The sequence below is a fragment of the Streptomyces thermovulgaris genome, from assembly GCF_002155915.1.
GTDB lineage: Bacteria > Actinomycetota > Actinomycetes > Streptomycetales > Streptomycetaceae > Streptomyces > Streptomyces thermovulgaris.
This window is the reverse complement of record NZ_MUME01000247.1, coordinates 1-5,752: the sequence shown is the minus strand read 5'-3', so window position 1 is coordinate 5,752 and position 5,752 is coordinate 1. Positions and strand designations below refer to the sequence as shown.

At 73.7% G+C, this 5,752-nt stretch carries 4 protein-coding genes; 1 reads left to right on the top strand and 3 read right to left on the bottom strand.

Annotated features, from left to right (window positions below; all coding sequences use genetic code 11):
* The 3 genes from CCN35_RS19295 to serC form a co-directional block, all read right to left on the bottom strand.
* Positions 1–377, bottom strand: a 377-nt coding sequence (locus CCN35_RS19295) for a maltose acetyltransferase domain-containing protein (protein ID WP_281254809.1), incomplete at its 3' end; no start/stop codon positions are given.
* A 269-nt stretch (positions 378–646) separates the two neighbouring features.
* Positions 647–1,309 carry a M15 family metallopeptidase gene (locus tag CCN35_RS19290; RefSeq protein ID WP_067395897.1) on the bottom strand — a complete coding sequence of 221 codons (663 nt, stop codon included), beginning with the start codon at positions 1,307–1,309 and terminating at the stop codon, positions 647–649.
* Positions 1,310–1,505: 196 nt separating this feature from the next.
* Complete coding sequence (gene serC / locus CCN35_RS19285; RefSeq protein WP_067395902.1) at positions 1,506–2,624, bottom strand: phosphoserine transaminase; 1,119 nt, start codon at positions 2,622–2,624, stop codon at positions 1,506–1,508.
* Positions 2,625–2,788: 164 nt separating this feature from the next.
* Between serC and CCN35_RS19280 the strand changes: the two genes are divergently transcribed.
* On the top strand, positions 2,789–5,752 hold a 2,964-nt coding region (locus CCN35_RS19280; protein WP_107501067.1), incomplete at its 3' end, for an FAD-binding and (Fe-S)-binding domain-containing protein.

Genomic DNA, 5,752 nt, shown 5'->3' with positions numbered 1-5,752 from the left:
TCCAGGGGGTGGGTGGGGGTGAGGAGCTGGACGTTCGGGCCGATCTGGCAGTCCTCGCCGATGGTGATCGGGGCGACGTCCAGGGCCGTCAGGTTGTAGTTGACGAAGGTGCGGGCGCCGATGCGGATGTTGCTGCCGTAGTCGACACGGAGCGGCGGCCGTACGTCGACGCCCTCGCCCACCGCGCCGAGCAGCTCGGCCAGCAGCGGCCTGGCACTGGCGGCGTCCTCGACGTAGGCGGCCTGGTAGCGGGCGGCGAGCCGCATCGCGCGCTGCTGCCGCCGGGCGATCTCCGGGTCGTCGGCGATGTACAGGTCGCCCGCGAGCATGCGCTCCAGGTTGGTGCGCGGGTCGCCGGCGAAGTAGTCGGTCGGCATGGGGACGACCGTACCCCATGGAGTGTACGAACGTACACTCCTTTGGGCGGGACAAGGGCGCCCTGCGGAGTCCGGCGAGCGTCCGGAGGGCGGCATTCCGCGGCTCTGCCGCAACGGTCCCGCGGCTTCGCGCAACACTGGGGCGCCAGGTGCGGCACGGTCCTTCGAGGGGCCCGGGGCCGCCCGCCGGGAAGGGGCGGGCACGCGCCCGGCCGGTGCACACCGTCTGCGCACGTCGTGCGCGCGCCGAGGACGGGGATGCCCGGCGGTCAGAGAGGGGAGCGGAAGTTCCGCGGTCCGTAGAGCGCGCTGCCGGCCCCGGTGGAGAAGGCCCAGTAGCGGTCGCCGTAGGACCAGTGCCACCACTCGGTGGGGTGGTTCACCAGGCCCACGGCGGTGAGCACGTCACCGAGCAGCCGCCGGTTGGCCCGCGCCTCGGGGCTGATGCGGCGGGCGTGCGTGCGGCAGGCGCCGTCGCCCTCCTCCGGGCCGGCGTTCACCCGGGTTCCCATGTCGAGCTCCTGCCCGTCGTCGGAGATCAGCGTGAGGTCCACCGCGGCACCGGCGCTGTGCGGCGCGATCTCCGGCGGGGACACATGGCGGCTCGCGGCCTCGCGCACCTGCGCGAGCGACCACTCCGGGTTGTCGGCACGCAGTTCGGCGACGTACCGCTCGAAGCAGGAGCGCTGCAGCGCGGGCGGCCGGTATCCCTCGACGAACAGCAGGCGGACGCCGTCCGGAAGCAGCTCCTGCGCCTTGAGAAGACGGATCAGGACGCCCTCTCTCACATGCGCGAACGCCCCCAGGGAATCGGCCTTGCGGGAGTCGACGACAAGGGATTCCTGAAGCCGGACGTCCAGCAGCGGTTCACCGCAGTCGGCCACCGGGATCGTCGCGATTCTCGGATCAGACATCAGCACGATCTCGCTCATGCGCCGATCCTGGCCGACCGGCCCACCCGGCAGGCCGGGTTCCCGCGATTGAGGAGCAGGCCACCGGGGCGGCGGAAGAATGGCGAGAACGGCCCGCGGAGACGTACGGGCGCGGGAGACGCACGGGTGCCGAGAACGCACGAGGGGCGCCCGGCGCACTGCCCGCCGGGCGCCCCTCACCGCCGTGGGGCCGCGGCTACAGCCTCTCGATCACGTAGTCGATGCACTTCGTCAGGGCCTCGATGTCCGCCGGGTCGACGGCCGGGAACATGGCGATGCGCAGCTGGTTGCGGCCGAGCTTGCGGTAGGGCTCGGTGTCGACGATGCCGTTGGCGCGCAGCACCTTGGCCACGGCGGCGGCGTCGATCTCGTCGGAGAAGTCGATCGTGCCGATGACCTGGGAGCGCTTGGCCGGGTCGGTGACGAACGGCGTCGCGAACTTCACGTCCTCCGCCCAGCCGTACAGCGTGCGCGCGGAGGTGGCGGTGCGGCGGACCGCCCAGTCCAGGCCGCCCTGGCCGTTGAGCCACTCCAGCTGCTGGTTCAGCAGGAAGAGGGTGGCCAGGGCCGGGGTGTTGTACGTCTGGTTCTTGCGGGAGTTGTCGATCGCCGTGGGGAGGCTGAAGAACTCCGGGATGTGGCGGCCGGAGGCGTGGATGCGCTCGGCGCGCTCGAGGGCGGCGGGGGAGAAGATGCCGATCCACAGACCGCCGTCGGAGGCGAAGGACTTCTGCGGGGCGAAGTAGTAGACGTCGGTCTCGGCGATGTCGACCGGCAGACCGCCGGCACCGGAGGTGGCGTCGACCAGGACCAGGGCGTTCTCGTCGGCGCCCGCGACCCGCTTGATGGGCATGGCCACACCGGTCGAGGTCTCGTTGTGCGTGAAGGCGTAGACGTCCACGCCGGCCTCGGCCCGCGGCTCGGGGTGCGTGCCCGGGTCGGTGGAGATGACGGTCGGTTCGGCGAGCCACGGGGCGAGCTTGGCGGCCTTGGCGAACTTCGAGCTGAACTCGCCGAAGCTGAGGTGCTGCGACTTGTTCTCGATCAGACCGTGGGTCGCGATGTCCCAGAAGGCAGTGGAGCCGCCGTTGCCGAGCACGACCTCGTAGCCGTCGGGGAGCCGGAACAGCTCGCTGATGCCCTCGCGCACCTTGCCGACCAGGTTCTTGACCGGGGCCTGGCGGTGGGAGGTGCCCATGAGGGACGTGCCGGTGGCGGCGAGGGCGTCCAGCGCCTCCGTCCGCACCTTGGAGGGACCCGCGCCGAAACGTCCGTCCGCGGGCTTGATGTCAGAGGGAATCTGGATCTCAGCCACGAACGGGAGCGTAGCGGGTCGGGGAAATCCGGGTGAAACACATTCCGCCGGATGAGACTGCCCAGGACAGCACCCGGACAATTCCCCGAACAAGCCCTTCGGACGGCCCCCTTGGAGCGGCCTCGGACGGCCCGCGGACGGCCGCCATGTGCATGCTGGGACGCATGACCGATTCCTCCAGGCCTTCCTCCGGCCTTTCCTCCGGGCCTTCCTTCGAGATTTCCTCGGGGATTTCCTCCGAGCTTCGGACGCGGTTGCGCCGGGCCGTGCGCGGTGAGGTGGAGTTCGACGTCACCGCGCGGGCGCTGGTCACCATGGACGCCTCCAACTACCGGCGGGTCCCGCTGGGCGTGGTGGCGCCCCGGGACGCCGACGACGTGGCGGCGGTGCTGGAGATCTGCCGGGCGCACGGCGTGCCGGTGGTGGCCAGGGGCGGCGGGACGTCGATCGCGGGACAGGCGACCGGAACGGGCGTGGTGCTGGACTTCACCCGGCACATGAACCGGGTGCTGGGGATCGACGCCGAGGCACGGACGGCCGTCGTCCAGCCGGGGCTGGTCCTGGACCGGTTGCAGGAGGCCGCCGCACCGTACGGACTGCGCTTCGGCGCGGACCCCTCCACGCACAGCCGGTGCACGCTCGGCGGGATGATCGGCAACAACGCCTGCGGCTCCCACTCGGTGGCCTGGGGGACGACCGCGGACGGGGTGCGGGAACTGTCCGTGATCACCGCGCGCGGGCAACGGCTGCGGCTCGGAGAGGGCTGGGCCGGGGCCCCCGACGGGCTGCGGGAGCTGGTGGAGGGCGAGCTGGCCCGGCTGCGCACCGGATTCCCCGAGCTGCCCCGCCGTATCTCCGGGTACGCACTGGACGCCCTGCTGCCCGAGCGCGGCGCGGACGTGGCGCGGTCCTTCTGCGGCTCGGAGGGCACCCTGGGCGTGCTGACCGAGGCGGTCGTACGGCTGGTGAAGACGCCCCGCGCGCGCGTGCTGGCCGTCCTCGGGTACGCCGACGAGAGCGCCGCCGCCGAGGCCGCGGCCGGTCTGCTGCCGCACCGGCCGCTCACGGTGGAGGGCATGGCACGGGACCTGGTGCCCTCGGCGACCGGGCTGCCGCGGGGCGACGCCTGGCTGTTCGTGGAGGCGGGCGGGGAGTCGGAGCAGGAGGCCCGCGCCCGTGCGGAGACGATCGTGCGCGCGGCCGGCGCCGTGGACGCGCTGGTCGTCGGCGACCCGGCCGCCCAGCGCGCCCTGTGGCGGATCCGGGAGGACGCCAGCGGTACCGCGACCCGGATGCCCGACGGCAGCGAGGCATGGCCGGGATGGGAGGACTGCGCGGTGCCGCCGGCCCGGCTGGGCCCGTATCTGCGCGAGTTCCGGGCCCTGCTGGCCGCCCACGGGCTGCGCGGCACGCCGTACGGGCACTTCGGGGACGGCTGCATCCACGTCCGCATCGACTTCGACCTGCTGACCCGGGACGGGATCGGCCGCTTCAGGCGGTTCTCGGAGGAACTGGCCGAGCTGGTGGTGGCGCACGGCGGTTCGCTGTCCGGGGAGCACGGGGACGGGCAGGCGCGGGCCGAGCTGCTGCCGCGGATGTACGGCGAGGAGATGGTGGCCCTCTTCGAGCGGGTCAAGGGCATCTGGGACCCCGACGACCTGCTCAACCCCGGAATGCTGGTCCGCCCGGCCCCGCTGGACGCCAACCTGCGTTTCTCCGTGCTGCCCCGCCGCCCGGTCGACGTGGCCTTCGGCTACACGGCCGACGGCGGCGACTTCTCGGCGGCGGTGCGCCGGTGCGTGGGCGTCGCCAAGTGCCGTACGACCACGGCGACGGGTCCGGCGGTGATGTGCCCCTCCTACCGGGTCACGGGCGAGGAACGGCACTCCACGCGCGGGCGTGCCCGGCTGCTGCACGAGATGCTCGCGGGCGAGCTGGTGACCGGCGGCTGGCGGTCGGCGGAGGTCCGGGACGCGCTCGACCTGTGCCTGGCCTGCAAGGGCTGCCGGTCCGACTGCCCGGTCGAGGTCGACATGGCCACGTACAAGGCGGAGTTCCTGCACCACCACTACGCCGGACGGCTCCGCCCCGCCGCCCACTACGTCCTGGGCCGGCTCCCGGTGTGGCTGCGCTGGGCGGCCCGCACCCGCACCGCCCCGCTGCTGAACGCGCTCGCCGCGGTGCCCCCGCTGGCGGCGGCGGCGAAACGGCTGGGCGGCATCGCCCCCGAACGGGACGTCCCGCGGCTGGCGAGGGAGCCGTTCACCCGGTGGTGGCGCCGCAGGCGGACGGACGGGGAGCAGGGGCGGGGCGAGCTGGTCGTCCTGTGGCCGGACACCTTCACCGAGCATCTGTCGCCCGCCGTGGGCCGCGCGGCCGTCCGGGTGCTGGAGGCCGCCGGGCTGCGGGTGGCGCTTCCGCCCACGCTGCACCTGCGCCGGCCCCCGGTGGGCGACGGACGGTCGGCGGCCCTGAACCCGGTGTCCGTGCTGCGCGGCCGGGGACGGGTGTGCTGCGGACTGACGTACGTCTCCACCGGCCAGCTCGACCGCGCCCGCGCCGTGCTGCGCCGCACCCTCGACCTGATGGAGCCGGTGCTCGAGACCTCCGCCCCGGTCGTCGTCCTGGAACCGAGCTGCGCCGCCGCCCTCCGCGCCGACCTGCCGGAACTGCTGCCCGACGACCCGCGCGCCCGGCGTCTGGCCGACCGGGTGCTGACCTTCGCCGAGACCCTCCGGCGCCACGCCCCCGACTGGACCCCGCCCCGCCTGGACCGCCCGGTCGTCGGCCAGACCCACTGCCACCAGCACGCGGTCCTCGGCGACACGGCCGACCGGGAGCTGCGCACGGCGGCGGGCCTGACCGGTGAACCGGCCGGCGGCTGCTGCGGCCTGGCCGGGAACTTCGGTTTCGAGAAGGGCCACTGGGAGGTGTCGGTGGCCTGCGCCGAGGAGCAGCTCCTGCCGGCGGTGCGGCGGGCGCCGGACGGGGCGGTGGTCCTGGCGGACGGCTACTCGTGCCGTACGCAGCTGGAGCAGCTGGCCGGGGTGCGCGGGCGGCACCTGGCGGAGGTGCTGGCGGAGGGGCTGGAGAAGGGACCGGGGGAGAAGCCGGAAGAGGAGCCGGAG

Excerpts from the sequence above, each read along its gene's own strand:
- CCN35_RS19290 (WP_067395897.1), bottom strand. The coding sequence starts at position 1,309 with ATGAGCGAGATCGTGCTGATGTCTGATCCGAGAATCGCGACGATCCCG.